The organism is Citrobacter portucalensis, assembly GCF_023374935.1.
Taxonomy (GTDB): domain Bacteria; phylum Pseudomonadota; class Gammaproteobacteria; order Enterobacterales; family Enterobacteriaceae; genus Citrobacter; species Citrobacter portucalensis.
On record NZ_CP092466.1, the window covers coordinates 4298307 to 4318923 of the forward strand.

A 20617-nucleotide genomic window follows, 5' to 3' on the forward strand; every position below is an offset into this window, starting at 1 on the left:
CGGAGAGGAAACCTCTTCGCCCGTGCCAGTAATTACCCGTTCAAAGGGCGATTATTTTTTGTCTTTCACTTCTTCAAACTCGGCGTCGACAACGTCGTCATCTTTCGCGTTGTTTGCAGAAGCATCAGCGCCTGCTGCACCAGCCTGCTGCTGTGCGTGCTGCTGCTGAGCGATTTCCATCAGTTTCTGGGAAACCTGTGCCAGCGCCTGCATTTTCGCTTCGATATCCGCTTTGTCTTCGCCTTTCAGAGAAGTTTCCAGCGCGGTCAGTGCAGACTCGATGGCAGTTTTGTCGTCAGCCGGCAGTTTGTCGCCTGCTTCTTCAACCTGCTTACGAGTGCTGTGCAGCAGATGGTCACCCTGGTTACGAGTCTGAACCAGCTCTTCAAACTTACGGTCAGATTCTGCGTTCGCTTCTGCTTCGCGAACCATTTTCTGAATTTCTTCTTCGTTCAGACCAGAAGAAGCCTTGATGGTGATCTTCTGCTCTTTACCGCTGTTTTTGTCTTTCGCGGAAACGTGCAGGATACCGTCGGCATCGATGTCAAAAGTAACTTCGATCTGCGGCATACCGCGCGGAGCCGGGCTGATACCATCCAGGTTAAATTGACCCAGATCTTTGTTATCAGCGGCGCGTTTACGTTCACCCTGCAGCACGTGGATGGTTACCGCAGACTGGTTGTCTTCAGCGGTAGAGAACACCTGGCTGTGCTTGGTCGGGATAGTGGTGTTTTTCGCGATCAGTGGAGTCATCACGCCACCCATGGTTTCGATACCCAGAGACAGCGGGGTAACGTCCAGCAGCAGCACGTCTTTCACATCACCGGTCAATACACCACCCTGAACGGCAGCACCGATTGCCACTGCTTCGTCCGGGTTAACGTCTTTACGCGGCTCTTTACCGAAGAACTCAGCAACTTTCTTCTGTACCATCGGCATACGAGTCTGACCACCGACCAGGATAACGTCCTGAACGTCGGAAACAGACAGACCAGCATCCTGCAGAGCAACTTTCAGCGGCTCGATAGAACGGTTAACCAGGTCTTCAACCAGGCTTTCCAGTTTCGCACGGGTCACTTTGATGTTCATGTGTTTCGGACCAGTCGCGTCTGCAGTAATGTACGGCAGGTTCACGTCGGTCTGCTGAGCGGAAGACAGTTCGATCTTCGCTTTCTCAGCGGCTTCTTTCAGACGCTGCATCGCCAGCGGGTCATTACGCAGATCGATACCCTGATCTTTCTTAAATTCGTCAACCAGGTAGTTGATCATACGGCTGTCGAAGTCTTCACCACCCAGGTGGGTATCACCGTTGGTTGCCAGAACTTCGAAAGTTTTTTCGCCGTCAACTTCGTCGATTTCGATAATAGAGATATCGAAAGTACCACCACCGAGGTCATAAACCGCGATAGTACGGTTGCCGACTTCTTTATCCAGACCGTAAGCCAGTGCCGCTGCGGTCGGTTCGTTGATGATACGTTTTACTTCCAGACCTGCGATACGGCCAGCATCTTTGGTTGCCTGACGCTGAGCATCGTTGAAGTATGCAGGTACGGTGATAACCGCTTCAGTTACCGGTTCGCCCAGGTAATCTTCAGCCGTTTTCTTCATTTTTTTCAGCACTTCAGCAGAAATCTGCGGCGGTGCCATTTTCTGACCTTTTACGTCAATCCATGCATCACCGTTGTCAGCACCGATGATTTTGTACGGCATGATGGCTTCATCACGCTGTACTTCTTCGTCCTGGAAGCGGCGGCCAATCAGGCGTTTAATCGCAAACAGGGTGTTTTGCGGGTTTGTCACTGCCTGACGTTTAGCCGGCTGACCAACCAGAGTTTCACCATCCTGGGTATAAGCAATGATAGAAGGCGTGGTGCGATCGCCCTCGGCGTTCTCCAGCACACGTGCAGTAGTGCCATCCATAATCGCTACACAAGAGTTGGTAGTACCCAGGTCGATACCAATAATTTTACCCATCTAAACGTCTCCACTAAAAATTCGGTCATCATGTGGTTGTGAATCTGTAATAAGGGCGAAACGTGCGGTTTCAACTACCCTGAATCGTTTTTTTTCAGACTCACCACTGCGGTTGTCTACAAGATGGGGTCGTAACCCACGTCATCAAGGGGGGCATGAAAATTTTTTTTAGCACAGTGGCGATAAAATTAAGGTAACAAGGCAGAAAGGCAAAAAAACGAATAGTTTCCAATCAAAAACAATTCACAAAACAAATCAAAACCAGCACGGCCATTCATGTGAAAATTGTAATAAAAAGAAAAGATTACGACCATGAAACGGTTTCCCGTCGGCGGTAAGATGGTCTGATGTCACACACTTTTACAGCCGTCAAAGAGAAATTCCATGAAATCCGTGTTAACCCTTTCAACCAGCCTGCTTATGGGCCTGCTGCTGAGCAGCGCTGCGCACGCTAACGATCATAAAGTTCTGGGTATGATTGCGATGCCCCGCAATGCAACCAACGACCTCACGCTGAGAATTCCCGTTTGCCGGGTGGTGAAGCGCATTCAGCTCACCGCCGATCGCGGTGATATTAAACTTAACGGCGCATCCGTCTACTTCAAAGCAGTACGCACTTCCAGCCAAAGCCTGAACGTCCCGTCATCCATTAAAGAGGGACAAACGACCAACTGGATCTCTATTAATAGCGACAACGACAATAAACGCTGCGTGTCTAAAATCACCTTCTCAGGCCAGTCAGTAAACTCCTCTGACATGGCAACGCTGAAAGTTATTGGCGACGATTAATTCTGCACATTTTGATTCAGAAGCCATAGAAAACATGCGGGGCAGACACGCGGTTGATGTGAAAGCCATTGAACTGGAATAACCACTGCCGCGCCCATGACTCAGCGCCATCTGGCGATGGGTATTTCTCACCAGATCGTCCACCAAATCCCTCAGTTCCCGGCGGTACTTCAAATCGTCTGTCTTAGCAAAATGCTCAACCATGCATAAGCGTGATACCCATCACAGGGAAAATAATTCATTTTCCCTTCGTTAGATCATAGACAGTGTCCTCTCCCCTGATTATCATGCCGCGCCCCGAAGACAGTGATCGTTATTTGGGGAAACTATTTCACCATTCAATCAATGATGATTTTGAGGAATTATGGGCAACACTAAGTTGGCTAATCCGGCACCGCTGGGCCTGATGGGCTTTGGCATGACCACCATTCTGCTTAACCTGCACAACGCGGGTTTCTTCGCCTTTGACGTTATTATTCTGGCGATGGGCATTTTCTACGGCGGTATCGCGCAAATATTTGCCGGTCTGCTGGAATATAAAAAGGGCAATACCTTCGGTTTAACCGCCTTTACCTCCTACGGTTCGTTCTGGCTGACGCTGGTTGCAATCCTAATCATGCCGAAAATGGGCCTGGCGGATGCAACCAATGGTCAGTTCCTGGGCGTATACCTGGGTCTGTGGGGCGTGTTCACACTGTTCATGTTCTTCGGCACGCTGAAAGCTAACCGCGCGTTGCAGTTTGTCTTCCTGAGCCTGACAGTGCTGTTCGCACTGCTGGCGGTCGGCAACATTGCAGGTAACGAAGCGATCATTCACGTTGCTGGCTGGATTGGCTTAGTGTGTGGCGCAAGCGCCATTTACCTGGCGATGGGTGAAGTGCTGAACGAACAGTTTGGCCGTACCATCCTGCCGATCGGTGAAGCGCACTAATCTGACGCTATCCCCCCGGACGGGGGGATATTCCTTACAAGCGCTGTAACTCGCCCTGCACGCTCGTATCGCGATGATAAATATCCTGTCGCAGCCAAATCCCCAGACCTAACCCCACCAGCGATAACGCCAGGACATACCAGGCCGGAGCCATTGGCGACACGCTCATTAACATCGTCACGGCGATTGGTGTCAGACCACCAAAAATGGCGTACGACACGTTGTAAGAAAAGGAGATTCCGGTAAAGCGGACCTCCGCCGGAAACGCCCGCACCATCACATAAGGCACAGCCCCCACCACGCCAACGCACAACCCTACCAGCCCGTATAACAAGAACAAGTGCTGAGGATGGCTACCGGTCAGATGATAGAAAAACCAGCTTGAACAGGCTAGCAGCAGGCTGCCGACAATAAAGGTTTTGCTAGCGCCGACCCGATCGACAATAAACCCTGCCAGCAGACAGCCGACGCACAGCATAATGGTCGCGACACTGTTGGCTTGTAACGTCAACGCCGGTGCAAAACCATACTGCTTCTGCAACCAGACTGGCGACATCAGGATCACCACCACAATCCCGGCCGATAACAGCCAGGTCAGCAGCATGGAAATGACCACCGCTTTTTTATGTTTGCTCACCACCGACTTCACCGGTAGCTCTTGCGCCAGCGCTTTACGCTGCTGCATTTCGAGGAAGATGGGCGTTTCCTGCAACCAGCGACGCAGGTACATCGCCACCAGCCCAAACACGCCACCCAGCAGGAACGGGATACGCCAGCCGTAGTCATGCACCGCCTGCTGCGTCAGGCTGGTATTCACCAGCGTCGCAACCACCGATCCCAGCAGAATCCCCACCGTCAGCCCGGCGGTCAGCGTGCCACAGGCAATGCCGATGCGGCGCTCCGGTACGTGCTCTGCCACGAACACCCACGCGCCGGGCACTTCTCCGCCGATGGCAGCGCCTTGCAAAATACGCATCAGCAGTAACAGCAGCGGCGCGAGGATCCCCATTGAGGCGTAGGTAGGCAAAAGACCAATCGCCAGCGTCGGTATCGCCATCAGCAAAATGCTCAGGGTGAACATTTTCTTACGCCCGACCAGATCGCCAAAGTGCGCCATGATGATGCCACCCAGCGGACGCGCCAGATATCCGGCGGCAAAAATGCCGAAGGTTTGCACCTGACGTAGCCATTCAGGAATGTCTGCCGGGAAGAAGAGTTCGCCAACAACAGCAGCAAAGAAGACGAAGATAATGAAATCATAAAACTCAAGCGCACCGCCGAGGGCAGCAAGCGTAAGAGTTTTATAATCCTGGCGATTCAGCGGTCGAGTGTGTTGTGACATAGCAAACCATGAGTCAGTGGAGTTATTGAATCTGTCTGTCGATATATGTAAAGCAAAAATTACTATATCGTAAACAATTCAATACTCCACTGTCATTGGCACTTATGTCACGATCGGGCTACTTTCAGGTGTTTGTATCGCGGATTGCGCTTTTAGGACGAAAAGATGCTACAACAGCCGGTGCGGTTTCCACATACGGCCCATCCAGCAACTGTATACAATATGGTACACTTGCAAATATACCCGGCACGATAACCTTACCGTCGGCATCTTTCACGCCTTCCAGCGTTTCTTTGATCGATTTCGGCTGCCCTGGCAGATTCAGAATCAACGCCTGTTTACGAATCACACCAACCTGGCGGGAGAGAATAGCCGTTGGCACAAAGTGCAGGCTTATCTGGCGCATCTGCTCGCCAAAGCCCGGCATCTGGCGATCGGCTACGGCCAGCGTGGCATCAGGCGTTACATCGCGGCGGGCCGGACCCGTTCCGCCGGTAGTCAGCACCAGATGACAGCTCATTTCATCCACCAGCTCACATAAGGTCTGTTCGATGATCGCCTGTTCATCCGGGATCAGTCGCGTTTGCAGCTCAAAAGGGGTGGTAAGGGCAGATGCCAGCCACTCTTCAAGGGCCGGGATACCTTTATCCTGGTAAACGCCGCTGGAAGCACGGTCAGAAATGGAAACCAGGCCAATGCGTAAAGTATTCATGATTATTCCGTTTAAACAGTCTCGTTAAACAGAATGATACACTGCGAAGGGAAGGACAGACAGGTTTCAGAAGAGGTAGCGTGACCCATATCAGGGCCACGCATTAATGATTACAACAGATCGCCGATCATTTTTTCCAGTTTACCCTGGTCTACAGCAAACTTACGGATACCGTCCGCCAGTTTGTCTACAGCCATCGGATCCTGGTTGTGCTGCCACAGGAACTCAGCTTCGGTGATGCGTGCAGGACGCGCTTTCACTTCACCAGAGAAGGACAGTTTACGTTCGATAGTGCCTTCGCTTTCCGCCAGTTCTTTCAGCAGTGCCGGAGCAATAGTCAGACGATCGCAGCCTGCCAGCTCAATGATTTCGCCGACGTTACGGAAGCTCGCACCCATCACCACGGTTTCGTAACCGTGCTGTTTGTAGTACTCATAGATTTCCGTTACGGAAACCACACCCGGATCTTCTGCCGGTGCATACTCTTTCTTGTCAGTGTTGGCTTTGTACCAGTCCAGAATACGACCAACAAACGGAGAAATCAGGTATACGCCAGCTTCTGCACATGCGCGCGCCTGCGCGAAGGAGAACAACAGAGTCAGGTTACAGTTGATACCTTCTTTTTCCAGCTGCTCAGCGGCACGGATGCCCTGCCAGGTTGAAGCCAGTTTGATCAGAATGCGATCGTTGCTGATGCCAGCATCGTTGTACATTTTGATCAGACGTTTTGCTTTCGCGATGGACGCGTCGGTATCGTAAGACAGACGAGCGTCAACTTCAGTAGAAATACGACCCGGGACCAGTTTCAGGATCTCCAGACCGATATTTACTGCCAGTTTGTCGGTCGCGTCGACGATCTGCTGTGCGCGGTCGTTGCTCTGCTGCTTAGCCCAGGCTACAGCGTCATCAATCAGCTTGCGGTATTCTGGGATCTGCGCTGCGTTAAGAATGAGAGAAGGGTTAGTTGTGGCATCCTGAGGCTGATACAGCTTCATTGCCGCGATGTCTCCGGTGTCGGCCACTACTGTGGTGAACTGACGAAGGGAGGTCAATTTGTCCGTCATGATAGCGATTCTCTTTAAACAGCTTGTTAGGGGGATGTAACCGATCTTCCCTGATGATAGCACGACGCACTCTCAGCGCAACCGCCTGGATTGTCCGACCCGCCGCTCAGCCCTGATTACGCATCTCACAGCTCGTGATGCGCAATTAAGGATATACCCATTGTTATGGTAAACTCCCGCAATCAATCACCTTATAAGGTATATACTGGTCGATAATTGGTAGCGCTTACACGGGATTATTCGCGCTTACCGGCATCAACAAGAGGGATGTTAATGCCTGATTTTTTCTCATTTATTAATGAAATACTCTGGGGATCGGTGATGATCTACCTCCTGCTTGGCGCAGGATGTTGGTTCACCTGGCGTACAGGGTTCGTGCAGTTCCGCTATATTCGCCAGTTTGGCAAAAGTCTTAAAAACAGCATCAGCCCGCAGCCGGGCGGTTTAACTTCTTTTCAGGCTCTGTGCACCAGTCTTGCCGCGCGCGTCGGTAGCGGAAATCTGGCGGGTGTGGCGTTGGCGATCGCCGCCGGCGGCGCGGGAGCCATTTTCTGGATGTGGGTCTCGGCGGTCATTGGTATGGCAACCTCATTCGCCGAATGTTCCCTTGCCCAGCTGTATAAAGAGCGCGACAGCAAGGGACAGTTTCGCGGCGGTCCTGCATGGTATATGGCCCGTGGATTGGGCATGCGCTGGATGGGCGTGCTGTTTGCCATCTTTTTACTCATTGCCTATGGCCTGATTTTTAACAGCGTGCAGGCAAACTCAGTCTCTCGTGCGTTGACCTTTGCTTTTGACATCCCTCCCCTCTTCTCCGGTATCGCACTGGCAATAGTGTCATTACTGGTCATCGTCGGCGGCATTAAAGGCGTTGCCCGCCTGATGCAATGGTTTGTTCCGATGATGGCGCTGCTGTGGATCGGTTGTAGCCTCGTCATCTGCCTTTGGCATTTCGGACAGCTCCCCGGCATTATCATGACCATCATAAAAAGCGCCTTTGGCTGGCAGGAAGCCGCGGCCGGTGCAGCCGGGTATACGCTAAGCCAGGCCATTGCCAGCGGTTTTCAGCGCGGTATGTTCTCTAATGAAGCCGGAATGGGCTCTACCCCGAACGCAGCCGCCTCGGCAGCATCCTGGCCGCCACACCCTGCAGCACAAGGCATTGTGCAAATGATTGGTGTATTGGGCGATACGCTAATTCTTTGTACGGCCAGCGCAATGATCATTTTACTGGCGGGTAATGGCACCACTTATGTGCCAATGGAAGGCATCCAGTTGCTGCAACGAGCCATGGTCTCGCTGACGGGTGAATGGGGGGCCGGATTCGTTGCCTTAATAGTGATTCTGTTTGCCTTTAGCTCTATCGTCGCCAACTACATTTATGCGGAAAACAACCTCATTTTCCTGAAACTGGACAACATCCGGGTTATCTGGTTATTACGTATTGCCACCGTTTGCACCGTCATTGGCGGTACGTTAATCAGTTTTCCGCTGGTCTGGCAACTTGCCGACATCATCATGGCCTGTATGGCCATTACTAACCTGACGGCGATTCTTCTGCTTTCTCCGGTTGTCCATACCATCGCCAGCGATTATCTGCGCCAGCGAAAACTCGGGGTGCGCCCGGAATTCGATCCGCGCCGTTATCCTGATATCAGACAACAGCTTGCGCCCGATAGCTGGGATGAAACGCCGCGCGAATAGCGCGGCAATCGCAACCATCGATCAATTCAGTCGTTTTTTTTGCTAAAGTCGCAGTAAATTTCCTGCAAGGACTGGATATGCTGATTCTGATTTCACCTGCAAAAACGCTCGACTACCAAAGCCCGCTGGCAACGACACGTCATACGCTGCCCGAGTTGCTGGATCACTCTCAGCAGCTTATTCACGTGGCACGCCAGCTCTCTGCACCGCAGATTGGCAAGCTGATGGGGATTAGCGACAAGCTGGCGGATCTGAACGCCACCCGTTTCCATGACTGGCAGCCTGACTTCACGCCGGACAATGCACGTCAGGCCATTCTGGCGTTTAAAGGCGACGTCTATACAGGGTTGCAGGCTGAAACCTTCAGCGAGGCGGATTTCGACTTCGCTCAACAGCATTTACGGATGCTGTCCGGGTTGTACGGCGTTTTGCGTCCGCTGGATTTGATGCAGCCTTACCGTCTGGAGATGGGCATTCGTCTGGCCAATGCGAAGGGTAAAGATCTCTACCAGTTCTGGGGAGATACTATCACCGATAAACTCAACGAAGCGCTGGAAGCGCAAGGCGACAGAGTGGTGATCAACCTCGCCTCGGATGAGTATTTTAAATCCGTGAAGCCGAAAAAACTCAACGCTGAGCTTATCAAACCGGTCTTCCTCGACGAGAAGAACGGTAAGTTTAAAGTCATCAGCTTCTATGCCAAAAAAGCGCGCGGCCTGATGAGTCGCTACATTATTGAGAATCGCTTAACGCAACCGGAGCAGCTGACCGCATTTAACAGCGAAGGCTACTTCTTTGATGAAGAAGCATCAGGAAACGGCGAACTGGTGTTTAAACGCCACGAGCAATAGTAAAAAGGCCGGATGACGGCTAACGCCTTATCCGGCCTACAGGTTTTGTCGGCCCGCTATGCAAAGCGCCAGCGGGCGCAACCGTTAACCGCGGGTCATCATCAGCTTGCGCAGTTCAGCAAAATCAGCTGGCAGGTGATGAGAAAGCAGCGGCAGGTCCGCGCGTTCCGCCAGTTCTTTTGGCAACGCCAGCGTCAGGTCAAGAATCTCTTCAACGCTTTCTTTAAACTTCGCCGGATGCGCAGTACCAAGGAACAGGCCGTACTCGCCAGGATTCAGTTGGTCACGCAGCGCGCGGTAAGCCACCGCTGCATGTGGTTCTGAGGTGTAGCCTATCTCATGTAACTCACGCATCGTGTCCTGAGTTGTCGCATCGTCAACAGCGGCATAACCCAGCTCATTCAGACGCCAGATTTTACGGCGGAACAGTTCTTCCACGCGCGGCCAGTTGTTCGGCTGGCTGACATCCATCGCATTCGACAACGTTGCCTGAGTCGCTTTTGGTGCCCACTCACCTTCTGCAAGGAAGCGCGGAACCGTATCATTAACGTTAGTCGCCGCGATAAAACGCTTCACCGGCAAGCCCAGTGATTTCGCCAGCAGCCCGGCGGTCAGATCGCCAAAGTTACCGCTGGGAACGGAAATCACCAGTTGATTACGCGCCTCTTGCGGCAGTTGGGCCACAGCCTCAAAATAGTAACAGATTTGCGCCAACAGACGGCTGATGTTAATTGAGTTAGCCGAGTTCAGCCCCAGAGCCACCTTCAGCTCTTCGTCATCAAACGCCTGTTTCACCAGCGCCTGGCAGGCATCAAAATCGCCATCAATCGCCACAGTTTCAATGTTACCGCCCAGCGTACAGAACAGTTTTTCCTGTAATGGGCTGATCTTGCCGTTCGGGTAGAGGATCACCACGCGCACATTTTTCAGGCCATAAAAGGCATGCGCAACCGCCGCCCCGGTGTCTCCGGAGGTCGCCGTCAGAATCGTTACCGGTTTGTCGCCACTGATGTGCGTCAGCATCTGCGCCATAAAGCGCCCGCCAAAGTCTTTAAATGCAAGCGTTGGGCCGTGGAACAGTTCCAGACAGCCGACATCCGCGGCAACCTGGGCAACCGGAGCCGGAAAGGCAAATGCCGCACGCACGCGCTCTTCCAGAATTTCCTGAGGGATCTCATCACCAATAAATGCGGACAGGATCTTCGCGCTGCGGCTAACGAAGTCCTGGTTCAGCATCTCATCCACTTCTGTCAGATTGAATTCCGGTAGATCGTGCGGAAAAAACAATCCCTGATTCTTGCCCAGTCCTTGCGTAACAGCCTGCGCAAAGCTGACCTGTTCGTTGTGATCTTTCAGATTATACAGTTTCATTGATTATCCCAGTACCCGTGCGCCCGCCGTGTCCAGCCGGCAAATATGAACAAAGCCTTCCTGATTTTGTAGGTAATTTTTACCCAGCCAATCTGCTACGCGCTGTGCCGTATCCGGCTTATCGCACAAGGCGAACAGCGTCGGCCCAGACCCAGATATACCGCTGGCCAGAGCGCCAATTTCTGCGACCGCCTGACGCGCCTGGCTAAAGCCTGGCAGCAAGCGGGTACGATACGGCTCAGCAATGACATCTTTCATCAGCTTCGCGGCCAGAAGAGGCTGACGGGAATAGCAGGCATGGATGAATCCAGCCAGATGCCGCCCGTGAGCGATACAGTCCTGACGGCGATACTGGGCTGGGAGAATCGCCCGCGCTTCTGCCGTCGACACTTTTATCCCCGGATACGCCAGTACCCACAGCCACTCATCAAAGCCTGGCACCTGCTGGCTAATAATGCCGTTTTCTTCAATCATTAACTGCATGCCGCCCAAAAAGCACGGGGCGACGTTATCGTAATGAATACTGCCGGAGATACGCCCTTCCAGCTCGCCCATTATCGCTAACAGGCGCGTATCGTTGAGCGGCTTGCCGCAGTGTTCGTTCATAGCGACCAGCGCCGCCACGACGGAACAGGCACTGGAGCCTAACCCGGAGCCAATCGGCATATTTTTTTCCAGCGTCATCGCCACCGGAACGGTTTTACCCAGCTCCTGGCAGAATCGCTCCCAACACTGGTAGACAATATTTTCACGTGGCTCGGACGGCAGTTTGTTGGCAAAGCGCCCAAGGTTGTTCAGGCTGAACTGGTCAGCCGCCTCAACGGACACCACATCACCCAACAGCGAACCGTCCACCGGCGTTACCGCTGCACCGAGCACATCAAACCCGACGCTCATATTGGCACTGGAAGCCGGGGCATAAACTCTCACCATGTCAGACTCCTAACTTCCATGAAAGGGTGCGTAGCAGGTCGGCAAAGACGCCCGCTGCCGTCACATCGTTACCCGCGCCATATCCGCGCAGAACCAACGGTAACGGCTGATAGTAGTGGCTATAGAATGCCAGCGCGTTTTCACCGTTTTTCACTTTAAACAGCGGATCGTTGCCGTCTACTGCATCAATTTTCACGCGACAAACGCCGTCCTCTTCGATATTGCCAACATAGCGCAATACTTTTCCCTCATCACGGGCTTTCGCCACACGCGCGGCAAAGACGTCATCCAGCTGCGACAATTTCGCCATAAACGCGGAAACCTCACCGGAGTCATCAAACTCTTTTGGCAGGACCGGCTCAATGACAATGTCAGAAAGCTCCAGCTCACGACCGGTTTCACGGGCCAGGATCAGCAGCTTACGCGCCACGTCCGTACCGGAAAGATCGTCACGCGGATCGGGTTCGGTATAGCCCATCTCACGCGCCAGGGTGGTGGCCTGCGAGAAGCTCATGCCTTCATCCAGCTTGCCGAAAATAAACGACAGTGAGCCAGAAAGGATGCCTGAAAAACGTTGCAGTTCATCACCTGCGCTGAGCAGATTTTGCAGGTTTTCAATAACCGGCAAGCCCGCGCCCACGTTGGTGTCGTACAGGAATTTACGACGAGACTTCGCGGCGGCAAAACGCAGCTGATGATAGTAATCCATCGACGACGTGTTGGCCTTTTTGTTCGGCGTAACCACGTGGAAGCCTTCACGCAAGAAGTCGGCATATTGATCCGCTACCGCCTGGCTTGACGTACAGTCGACAATCACCGGATTGAGCAGATGGTATTCTTTCACCAGACGAATTAAGCGCCCAAGGTTGAAAGGCTCTTTCGCGCTCTCCAGCTCCGACTGCCAGTTTTCCAGATTCAGACCGTGGACGTTGGTCAGCAGAGCCTTCGAGTTCGCCACGCCGCACACGCGCAGATCGATATGCTTCTTTTTGAGCCAGGTTTGCTGACGTTTAAGCTGCTCCAGCAGTGCACCGCCCACGCCACCTACGCCAATCACAAACACTTCAATCACCTGGTCGGTGTTGAACAGCATCTGATGGGTCACGCGCACGCCGGTGGTCGCGTCATCGTTATTCACCACCACCGAAATAGAACGCTCAGACGAGCCCTGGGCGATCGCTACAATATTGATGTTCGCCCGAGCCAGCGCGGCAAAGAACTTCGCCGAGATGCCGCGCAGGGTGCGCATACCATCACCAACAACAGAGATGATGGCCAGACGCTCAGTCACCGCCAACGGCTCCAGCAGGCCTTCTTTCAGCTCGAGGTAGAATTCATCCTGCATGGCGCGTTGCGCACGCGCGCAGTCGCCCTGCGGGACGCAGAAGCTGATGCTGTATTCAGAAGAGGATTGGGTGATCAGCACCACCGAGATGCCCGCACGCGACATGGCGGCAAAAACGCGCGCCGCCATGCCCACCATGCCTTTCATTCCAGGGCCGGAAACGCTAAACATCGCCATGTTATTGAGGTTTGAAATACCTTTTACCGGCAAATCATCGTCATCACTGCTGGCACCGATCAGCGTACCGGGCGCTTGCGGATTGCTGGTATTTTTAATCAGGCACGGGATCTGGAACTGGGCAATAGGGGTAATGGTGCGCGGATGCAGCACTTTGGCGCCGAAGTAAGAAAGCTCCATCGCTTCCTGATAAGACATCGACTTAAGCAGTCGGGCATCGGGTACCTGACGCGGATCGCAAGTATATACGCCGTCGACATCGGTCCAGATTTCACAACAATCGGCACGCAAACAGGCGGCCAGTACGGCGGCAGAGTAGTCAGAGCCATTACGTCCCAACACCACTAACTCACCTTTTTCATTTCCGGCGGTAAACCCTGCCATCAGAATCATGTGGTCCGCAGGAATACGGCTGGCGGCGATGCGGCGCGTAGATTCGGCGATATCAACGGTAGATTCGAGGTAATGGCCGACAGCCAGCAATTTCTCCACCGGGTCGATGACCGTTACGTTATGCCCGCGTGCTTCCAGCAGGCCGGCCATGATAGCAATCGACATTTTTTCACCACGGCAGATAAGCGCGGCATTGATGCTGTCCGGGCACTGTCCCAGCAGGCTGATGCCGTGCAGGACGTGCTTAATCTGAGCAAATTCTTGTTCAACAAAGGCTTTGAGCTGCGCCAGCGGAAAACCTGGTTGCTCGGCGGCAAGACCCACCAGCAGCTCGGAGAAAATGCGTTCGGCGTCGCTGATATTAGCTAAAGCATCCTGACCACCGATGGTCTTCTCAATCATTGCCACCAGATGGTTGGTAATTTTTGCGGGGGCAGAGAGAACGGTCGCGACCTGCCCCTGTCTGGCATTGCTTTCCAGAATATCGGCAACCCGCAGAAAGCGCTCTGCATTTGCCACTGATGTACCGCCGAACTTCAACACTCGCATGGTTTACCTCATTGCCTTTGGTCGAAAAAAAAGCCCGCACTGTTTAGGTGCGGGCTTTTTCTTGTGTTTCCTGTACGCGTCAGCCCGCACCGTTACCTGCGGTAATGGTGATGGTTGTAGTAATGGTGATGCTGATGCGTTTCATGATGTTGTGTGCTCTGTAATTATTTATTATCTGTCCTGTATTCTTTTAGGGTTAAAGTATCTGCTGACCTAAGTCAATAAATTTTTAAATTGATCACATTCCGAAACTTGTTCATGAGCGACTGCTTGCCCTTTTACTTTCAACCAATACAGCATGTCGAGCCCACTTGAACCAAGAACAAAACACTACACAATAAAAATTGTTCGACATTTTATTTTGTGATGTTTTTTTCAATATCATGTAAAAAACGGTGCAACATTGCCGTGTCTCGCTGCCCCAACAGACCCATTCGCTGTTGCAACCAGTCCGTCAGCTTGATGTCGTCAGAAACGTTCAGCGTGGCTAATAAACGCAAAACGCGTGCGCGCAATGCCTGCAGTTGAAGCTCATCCGTCACCTCAACGTTTTTGGCCGGTTGTTGTATTAAACCTGCTAATTGATAGCAATACACCATCACCGCCTGCCCCAAATTGAGTGAAGGATAGTCAGCAACCATCGGTACACCAGTGAGTACATCTGCCAGCGCTAATTCTTCATTGGTCAGCCCCGAATCTTCACGACCAAACACCAGCGCTGCATGTTCCATCCACGTGGATTTCTCCTGTAACAGGGGAACCAGTTCGACCGGAGTGGCGTAATAATGGAACTTCGCCCGGCTACGCGCGGTGGTCGCAATGGTAAAATCTACGTCGTGAAGCGCATCGGCTAACGTTGGAAAAACGTTAATATTATCAATAATGTCGCCCGATCCATGCGCGACCCATCGCGTGGCGGGTTCCAGGTGCGCCTCGCTGTCAACGATACGTAATTGAGTGAATCCCATGGTCTTCATCGCACGGGCAGCCGCGCCAATATTTTCCGCTCTGGCAGGGGCAACCAGAATAATTGTTAAACGCATTTCGATACTCTTTTTGGTCAGTCTGCAAGTAATAATGTGACGCACGTCAACATATTACGCAGCGCAAATTTACATTTTTTTAACAGAAGTCACTGAAAAAGGATTTCGCATCCGGTAAAAAATGCTAAACTATTTCCAAACTGTACTATTGCTTTTTATGTTAACAAAAGTTGTATATCCCTCTGTTTATCCATGATAATTTATTTTAAAATGGATCGCATTGGTTGGATTCATTACATTTATTAATTAGCTCGTGCAACTAGTTGTAATATTGCAATTTTGTGATGAAAGCAAACATTTGGATACGTTGATTTCATCAAACTGTTAACGTGCTACAATTGAACTTGATATATGTCAACGAAGCGTAGTTTTATTGGGTGTCCGGCATGTCTTAGCCTGTTATGTTGCTGTTAAAATGGTTAGGATGACAGCCGTTTTTGACACTGTCGGGTCCAGAGGGAAACTACCCACGACCAAGCTAATGATGTTGTTGACGTTGATGGAAAGTGCATCAAGAACGCAATTACGTACTTTAGTCATGTTACGCCGATCATGTTAATTTACGGCATGCATCAGGCAGGTCAGGGACTTTTGTACTTCCTGTTTCGATTTAGTTGGCAATTTAGGTAGCAAACATGCAGACCCCGCACATTCTTATCGTTGAAGACGAGTTAGTAACACGCAACACGTTGAAAAGCATTTTCGAAGCAGAAGGCTATGATGTATTCGAAGCGACAGATGGCGCGGAAATGCATCAGATTCTCTCTGAATATGACATCAACCTTGTGATTATGGATATCAATCTGCCTGGGAAAAATGGCCTACTGTTAGCGCGCGAACTTCGCGAACAAGCTAACGTTGCGCTGATGTTCCTGACGGGCCGTGATAACGAAGTCGATAAAATTCTCGGCCTCGAAATCGGCGCAGACGATTACATCACCAAGCCGTTTAACCCGCGCGAACTGACTATCCGTGCTCGTAACCTGCTGTCCCGTACCATGAACCTGGGTACTGTCAGCGAAGAACGCCGTAGCGTCGAAAGCTACAAGTTCAACGGCTGGGAGCTGGACATCAACAGCCGCTCTCTGATTGGTCCTGACGGCGAGCAGTATAAACTGCCACGCAGCGAATTCCGTGCAATGCTTCACTTCTGTGAGAATCCGGGCAAAATCCAGTCTCGCGCAGAACTGCTGAAAAAAATGACCGGTCGCGAACTGAAGCCTCATGACCGTACCGTTGACGTGACTATCCGCCGCATTCGTAAACATTTCGAATCTACGCCGGATACGCCAGAAATCATCGCCACCATTCACGGTGAAGGCTACCGTTTCTGCGGCGATCTGCAGGATTAATTCAATCCTTACAGGTAAAAAACGGCGCAGTATGCGCCGTTTTTCATTTCCCCACCGCCCTATTTCCATAAGCGAAACTCGTCACTCTGCGAAGGCAGAGGCTCCGGAATTTCTGTCGGCTTTGGTTTTGGCTGTGCCAGCGAGTGCCAGTCAAGATGACGCGTCAGGAACATCACGCCACACAACGCGACCAACAGCACGCCGGTTCCCAGCAGTAAAGAGCTGTCCTGTGAACGTAGCAGCACCCACATCACCCCATCCAACCCCAGCAGCGCCACGGTGAATAAAATACTGTTCCGCCAACTCTGTAATATCGCCTGCAGATACACCCCGTTCATTAACGCGCCTACCAGGCTTGCTGTAATCCACGCCGCCGTAAACCCAATGTGCTCAGACAATGCCAGCAGCAGCAGATAAAACATCACCAGCGATAGCCCCACCAGCAGATACTGCATCGGGTGCAGACGCAAGCTGGTCATACTTTCAAGCACGAAGAAAGACATAAAGGTCAGTACAATCAGCAGGATGGCATACTTGGTAGCCCTGTCCGTTAACTGATACTGATCCGCTGGCGTGGCGACGGCAACGCTAAATGCAGGCATTCCCTTCCAGCCAATCTTTTCGCCATCAAAGCGTTCGCCGAGGTTATTCGCGAACCAGCTGCTTTGCCACTGCGCCTTAAATCCTGACTCGCTGATTTCGCGCTTCGCCGGGAGGAAATCCCCCAGAAAGTTGGGATGTGGCCAGTTGCTGGTTAAAGTCATTTCACTGTTACGGCCAACCGGAACAACGGAGAAATCTCCGGTTCCGCTCAAATTCAACGACAGCACCATGCTCAGGTTTTGCTCCGCCCAGCTCGCGTCAGGTAGCGGAATGTGGATCCCTTGAGCTCCTCCATCCAGCCCCGTCCCTGGCTCAACGGCCAGCGATTCCCCATTGACCTGCAGCGCTTGCACCACGCCGATCCCGCGCGCATCCCCCACGCCAACCACGATAAACGGTTTGCCGACGCTGACGTTGGGATGGTTTAAATCACGCAAGCGTTCAGCGTTAAACTCGGCCTTCACCGAGAGATCATTGTGCCAGACCTGGCCTTCGTAAATACCGATTTTACGCGCTTCAACGTTCTGATTCCCCTCAACCACCAACGACTCCGGCAGCCAGAAATGGATATAGCTGCGCTTACGCTGGATCTGTTTGTCGCCTTCCAGCTCGATATACAGTTCCGTCACCGGGACGGCAATCAGCGGCCCGACCATCTTTTGCGGCCCGCTGGTGCTCTGACGAATAGCATCTTCGACTTCATCACGATAATCCGATCGCTCAACGATTATCTGCCTGACCATCGTCAGTGGAATTAACAGCAGTAATATTGCGCCGCCTAAGGTGACGATTTTCCAAAACAGGGGTGATTTAAACATAGCGTTCTCCTTTGCAATATCAGCAAGGTAGAACAGCTATGTGCGGAGAATTTGAAGTTATGTGAAGTGACGGTGAAGCGTAAACGAGGCCTGTGCACCGCCCTCTGGTCGGTTAGATAATGTCACCGTACCTTCATGCAGTCGTGCAACTTCACTGACAAACGCCAGCCCCAAACCGCTGCTCTTGTGTCCATTCTCGCGGGGCAGCGAGTAGAAGCGCTCAAAAATACGCGGCAACGCAAAATCAGGGATCCCGCTACCGCTGTCGGTAACCTGCAATGTGACCAGCTCCTCCTGCTGATGCGCGCTCAACGTAATCGTCCCGCCCTGTGGCGTGAAGTCGATAGCGTTGTCGAGCAAGTTCCCCAATGCCTGCTCCAGTAACGCGGGATCGGCAGCGACGCTAAGCGATGAAGGCAGAATGGTCAGCGTAATGTTTTTTGCCGCCAGCTGCACGCTACGCGCCTCTTTGAGCTGAGCAAAAAGCGTATCTACCTCCACCGCCGTCAACGTAATGTCCTGTCGATTCTCCAGTCGCGCCTGGCGCAGCAAAGTTTCGACCAGCGCCTGCATGCGCGCATTTTGCGTCAGAATATTATCGGTAAAACGCGCTACCACGTTTGGCGGCGGGCCTTCGCGCAATATCTCTGCCGCGCCACGAATGGCCGCCAGCGGACTTTTCAGCTCATGCGTTAACGCGTAGACATACTGCTCAATGTAGTTCTTGCCTTCGAGCTTCAGACGCATACTTTCCAGCGCCTGCGCCAGTTTGCGTAACTCGCTGCTGCCTAAATCAGGCAGTGGGACGGGGCGATTCTCGGTAACGGAGTCGGCATAACGCGCCAGCCGGGCAATGGATCGGTTTATCCACCATACCATCCCGAAGCCAATCACCAGGGCAATGCCCAGCAATACGGCGCTGGCCCACAGCATTCGCCGTTCACTGCGTTTAATCACCGGTGCCATCGCCGCATTTGGTTTGCCGACACTGAGCACGCCGATAATACGCCCACCGTCTACGATCGGCGCGGCAACGTACATCACCGAGCTTTCCGGATCGTTCGGGTTTTGCGGCGTGCTTCGGGCGCCATACTGCCCACGCAGCGTTAACCACACATCGTTCCAGCGGGAGTAGTCCTGACCGACGGCCTGGTTAGCTGAATCAAACAACACCTTGCCCTGCGCGTCCGTCATATAGACATGGTATTCATTACGCACTTTGTTAATGCCGCTGATGTTGGCGTTAAATGGGCGGTTATGCAGCTGCGCAAATGCCTGCGCCAGCTTGCCGTTAGCCGGTGAGTCAGAGAGCACGTCATCACGCGCCAGTGCAGCCAGCAGCGTGGCGGTATCAATTAAAGTACCTTCGGTCGCCCGACGAACGCCTGGCTTAATTTCCTGCACAAAGATCGACAGAACAAACCAGGCGGCGACCGCGACAATCAGAAAATAGCCGAGCAGCAAACGCATGCCAATGCGCATCAGCAATTCCTCAGGCTGTATCCCATACCTCGATGAGTATTGATGGGGGAAAGCTCCGGATTGATAGCCCGCAGCTTGGCGCGCAGCGTTTTGATGTGAGTATCAACCGTTCTGTCAAAGGTATCCTGCGCGTCTGCCCAGACTAAATCCATCAGCTGCTGGCGAGAGTAAATACGTCCCGGCGACATCAGCAATGTTTTCAGCAGCAGGAATTCATAACGCGTCAGGTTCAACGGCATGCTGAACCAGGTAATTTGCGCGGCCAGCTCATTAAGTTCAAAATCCCCACAGCGCGTCGTCGATGAAGGCGTGGAGAATTTTTGCACCCGCCGCAGCAGCGTACGCACACGAGCGCACACCTCACGCGGCGAGAAAGGCTTGGCAACATAGTCATCTGCGCCAATTTCCAGCCCCAACAGGCGATCCACTTCATCGCTGCGCGCGGTCAGAAAGAGGATCGGCAACGCCGGGTGGCGTTCCAGTAAACGTCGGCACAGTTCAAAACCGCTGATATCCGGTAGCCCGACATCCAGAATGATGGCATCAGGGCATTGCTGGCGAGATTTCTCCAGCACGGGAAATCCGCGCTCAAACGCCTCTACGCTAAACCCTTCCTGTTGCAGCATGTAGACAAGCGTATCAGCGATTCCCTGCTCATCCTCAACCAACCAGATCAACGGCTGTTGCATTGTGCTTCCTTGTTATTGCCGCCACGGCATGATGGGTACCGCACTGATGGCATTTTTGGGCGATCCATCGACCACTTTATCTGAATAGGCCAGATAGGCCAGCGCATTACGTTTCGCATCGTAAAAACGCACGACCTGTAAAGATTTAAACACCAGCGAGGTACGTTTCTTAAATACCACTTCGCCCTGAGCTTTACCGTTCTTGATTCTGTCGCTCAGTTCTACCGGCCCAACCTGCTGGCAAGAGATGGCGGCATCGGAGGTATCTTCCGCCAGCCCCAGTCCACCTTTGATGCCGCCGGTCTTCGCACGACTCACGTAGCAGGTCACATTGGTAACATCCGGATCGTCAAACGCTTCGACCACAATTTTATGATCCGGCCCAAACATTTTGAACACCGTATCGACAGATCCAATCTGCTCCGCATGGGCGACCTGCGCCAACATCAGCAGAATTGAGGAAATGACTAAGCTCTTATATTTCATATTGTTACC

19 protein-coding genes and 1 other annotated feature are annotated in these 20617 nt (G+C 52.5%); of the genes, 5 read left to right on the plus strand and 14 right to left on the minus strand.

All coding sequences use genetic code 11. The features are described 5' to 3' along the window. Positions 1-51: 51 nt before the first annotated feature. Positions 52-1974: a molecular chaperone DnaK gene (gene dnaK / locus LY264_RS20830; protein WP_003829739.1), complete on the minus strand. Its 1923-nt coding sequence runs from the start codon at positions 1972-1974 to the stop codon at positions 52-54. Between the two features lie 384 nt (positions 1975-2358). Between dnaK and LY264_RS20835 the strand changes: the two genes are divergently transcribed. Next, positions 2359-2763, plus strand: coding sequence for a DUF2541 family protein (locus tag LY264_RS20835; protein WP_008786150.1), 405 nt, complete (start codon positions 2359-2361; stop codon positions 2761-2763). Between the two features lie 364 nt (positions 2764-3127). Continuing rightward, positions 3128-3694, plus strand: coding sequence for an acetate uptake transporter (satP, locus tag LY264_RS20840; RefSeq protein ID WP_003829744.1), 567 nt, complete (start codon positions 3128-3130; stop codon positions 3692-3694). Positions 3695-3728: 34 nt separating this feature from the next. On the opposite strand, the gene LY264_RS20845 is transcribed toward satP, so the two are convergent. From LY264_RS20845 to tal, 3 genes are all read right to left on the minus strand, one after another. Next, entirely contained in the window at positions 3729-5036 is a 1308-nt protein-coding gene (locus LY264_RS20845; RefSeq protein WP_003829746.1) for an MFS transporter, read from the minus strand. A 124-nt stretch (positions 5037-5160) separates the two neighbouring features. Then, positions 5161-5748, minus strand: coding sequence for a molybdopterin adenylyltransferase (mog, locus tag LY264_RS20850; RefSeq protein WP_008786149.1), 588 nt, complete (start codon positions 5746-5748; stop codon positions 5161-5163). Positions 5749-5858: 110 nt separating this feature from the next. Further along, complete coding sequence (gene tal / locus LY264_RS20855) at positions 5859-6812, minus strand: transaldolase (RefSeq protein WP_003829752.1); 954 nt, start codon at positions 6810-6812, stop codon at positions 5859-5861. A gap of 273 nt (positions 6813-7085) precedes the next feature. Between tal and LY264_RS20860 the strand changes: the two genes are divergently transcribed. Beyond that, positions 7086-8516, plus strand: a complete 1431-nt coding sequence (locus LY264_RS20860) for an alanine/glycine:cation symporter family protein (protein WP_020996236.1) — start codon at positions 7086-7088, stop codon at positions 8514-8516. Between the two features lie 77 nt (positions 8517-8593). Beyond that, positions 8594-9367, plus strand: a complete 774-nt coding sequence (yaaA, locus tag LY264_RS20865; protein ID WP_048214979.1) for a peroxide stress protein YaaA — start codon at positions 8594-8596, stop codon at positions 9365-9367. Positions 9368-9451: 84 nt separating this feature from the next. On the opposite strand, the gene thrC is transcribed toward yaaA, so the two are convergent. The 6 genes from thrC to yjjY all read right to left on the minus strand — a co-directional run bounded on the left by thrC (position 9452) and on the right by yjjY (position 15718). Then, entirely contained in the window at positions 9452-10738 is a 1287-nt protein-coding gene (gene thrC, locus LY264_RS20870) for a threonine synthase (protein ID WP_008786145.1), read from the minus strand. A 3-nt stretch (positions 10739-10741) separates the two neighbouring features. Continuing rightward, positions 10742-11671, minus strand: coding sequence for a homoserine kinase (gene thrB / locus LY264_RS20875; RefSeq protein WP_008786144.1), 930 nt, complete (start codon positions 11669-11671; stop codon positions 10742-10744). A 1-nt stretch (position 11672) separates the two neighbouring features. Beyond that, complete coding sequence (gene thrA / locus LY264_RS20880; protein ID WP_048227128.1) at positions 11673-14135, minus strand: bifunctional aspartate kinase/homoserine dehydrogenase I; 2463 nt, start codon at positions 14133-14135, stop codon at positions 11673-11675. Between the two features lie 23 nt (positions 14136-14158). Further along, positions 14159-14285 (minus strand) — a sequence feature (Thr leader region). Then, the gene (gene thrL, locus LY264_RS20885; protein ID WP_071692329.1) at positions 14215-14280 is read right to left on the minus strand and encodes a thr operon leader peptide; all 66 of its coding nucleotides are present in this window, start codon (positions 14278-14280) and stop codon (positions 14215-14217) included. (Overlaps the previous feature by 66 nt.) Before the next feature lie 206 nt (positions 14286-14491). Next, on the minus strand, positions 14492-15178 hold the full coding sequence (locus LY264_RS20890) for a tRNA/rRNA methyltransferase (RefSeq protein ID WP_008786143.1): 687 nt from the start codon (positions 15176-15178) through the stop codon (positions 14492-14494). Between the two features lie 399 nt (positions 15179-15577). Further along, a complete protein-coding gene (gene yjjY, locus LY264_RS20895; protein WP_042998021.1) occupies positions 15578-15718 on the minus strand; it encodes a YjjY family protein in 141 nt (46 codons plus the stop codon). A 95-nt stretch (positions 15719-15813) separates the two neighbouring features. On the opposite strand from yjjY, the gene arcA reads away from it, so the two are divergent. Then, on the plus strand, positions 15814-16530 hold the full coding sequence (gene arcA, locus LY264_RS20900; RefSeq protein WP_001194359.1) for a two-component system response regulator ArcA: 717 nt from the start codon (positions 15814-15816) through the stop codon (positions 16528-16530). A gap of 59 nt (positions 16531-16589) precedes the next feature. Here arcA and creD read toward each other — a convergent pair whose 3' ends face one another. From creD to creA, 4 genes are read right to left on the minus strand one after another with little or no spacing between them, the layout of a single operon-like run. Continuing rightward, a complete protein-coding gene (creD, locus tag LY264_RS20905; protein WP_048227129.1) occupies positions 16590-17951 on the minus strand; it encodes a cell envelope integrity protein CreD in 1362 nt (453 codons plus the stop codon). A gap of 57 nt (positions 17952-18008) precedes the next feature. Continuing rightward, positions 18009-19433: a two-component system sensor histidine kinase CreC gene (gene creC / locus LY264_RS20910; protein ID WP_048214983.1), complete on the minus strand. Its 1425-nt coding sequence runs from the start codon at positions 19431-19433 to the stop codon at positions 18009-18011. After that, positions 19433-20122 carry a two-component system response regulator CreB gene (gene creB, locus LY264_RS20915; RefSeq protein WP_048227130.1) on the minus strand — a complete coding sequence of 230 codons (690 nt, stop codon included), beginning with the start codon at positions 20120-20122 and terminating at the stop codon, positions 19433-19435. The genes creC and creB overlap by 1 nt, the downstream gene beginning before the upstream one ends. A gap of 12 nt (positions 20123-20134) precedes the next feature. Next, on the minus strand, positions 20135-20608 hold the full coding sequence (creA, locus tag LY264_RS20920) for a protein CreA (protein WP_003018998.1): 474 nt from the start codon (positions 20606-20608) through the stop codon (positions 20135-20137). Positions 20609-20617 lie beyond the last annotated feature (9 nt).

Coding starts and splice junctions, on each gene's coding strand:
- dnaK (WP_003829739.1), bottom strand. CDS start 1,974: ATGGGTAAAATTATTGGTATCGACCTGGGTACTACCAACTCTTGTGTA.
- LY264_RS20835 (WP_008786150.1), top strand. CDS start 2,359: ATGAAATCCGTGTTAACCCTTTCAACCAGCCTGCTTATGGGCCTGCTG.
- satP (WP_003829744.1), top strand. CDS start 3,128: ATGGGCAACACTAAGTTGGCTAATCCGGCACCGCTGGGCCTGATGGGC.
- LY264_RS20845 (WP_003829746.1), bottom strand. CDS start 5,036: ATGTCACAACACACTCGACCGCTGAATCGCCAGGATTATAAAACTCTT.
- mog (WP_008786149.1), bottom strand. CDS start 5,748: ATGAATACTTTACGCATTGGCCTGGTTTCCATTTCTGACCGTGCTTCC.
- tal (WP_003829752.1), bottom strand. CDS start 6,812: ATGACGGACAAATTGACCTCCCTTCGTCAGTTCACCACAGTAGTGGCC.
- LY264_RS20860 (WP_020996236.1), top strand. CDS start 7,086: ATGCCTGATTTTTTCTCATTTATTAATGAAATACTCTGGGGATCGGTG.
- yaaA (WP_048214979.1), top strand. CDS start 8,594: ATGCTGATTCTGATTTCACCTGCAAAAACGCTCGACTACCAAAGCCCG.
- thrC (WP_008786145.1), bottom strand. CDS start 10,738: ATGAAACTGTATAATCTGAAAGATCACAACGAACAGGTCAGCTTTGCG.
- thrB (WP_008786144.1), bottom strand. CDS start 11,671: ATGGTGAGAGTTTATGCCCCGGCTTCCAGTGCCAATATGAGCGTCGGG.
- thrA (WP_048227128.1), bottom strand. CDS start 14,135: ATGCGAGTGTTGAAGTTCGGCGGTACATCAGTGGCAAATGCAGAGCGC.
- LY264_RS20890 (WP_008786143.1), bottom strand. CDS start 15,178: ATGCGTTTAACAATTATTCTGGTTGCCCCTGCCAGAGCGGAAAATATT.
- yjjY (WP_042998021.1), bottom strand. CDS start 15,718: ATGACTAAAGTACGTAATTGCGTTCTTGATGCACTTTCCATCAACGTC.
- arcA (WP_001194359.1), top strand. CDS start 15,814: ATGCAGACCCCGCACATTCTTATCGTTGAAGACGAGTTAGTAACACGC.
- creD (WP_048227129.1), bottom strand. CDS start 17,951: ATGTTTAAATCACCCCTGTTTTGGAAAATCGTCACCTTAGGCGGCGCA.
- creC (WP_048214983.1), bottom strand. CDS start 19,433: ATGCGCATTGGCATGCGTTTGCTGCTCGGCTATTTTCTGATTGTCGCG.
- creB (WP_048227130.1), bottom strand. CDS start 20,122: ATGCAACAGCCGTTGATCTGGTTGGTTGAGGATGAGCAGGGAATCGCT.
- creA (WP_003018998.1), bottom strand. CDS start 20,608: ATGAAATATAAGAGCTTAGTCATTTCCTCAATTCTGCTGATGTTGGCG.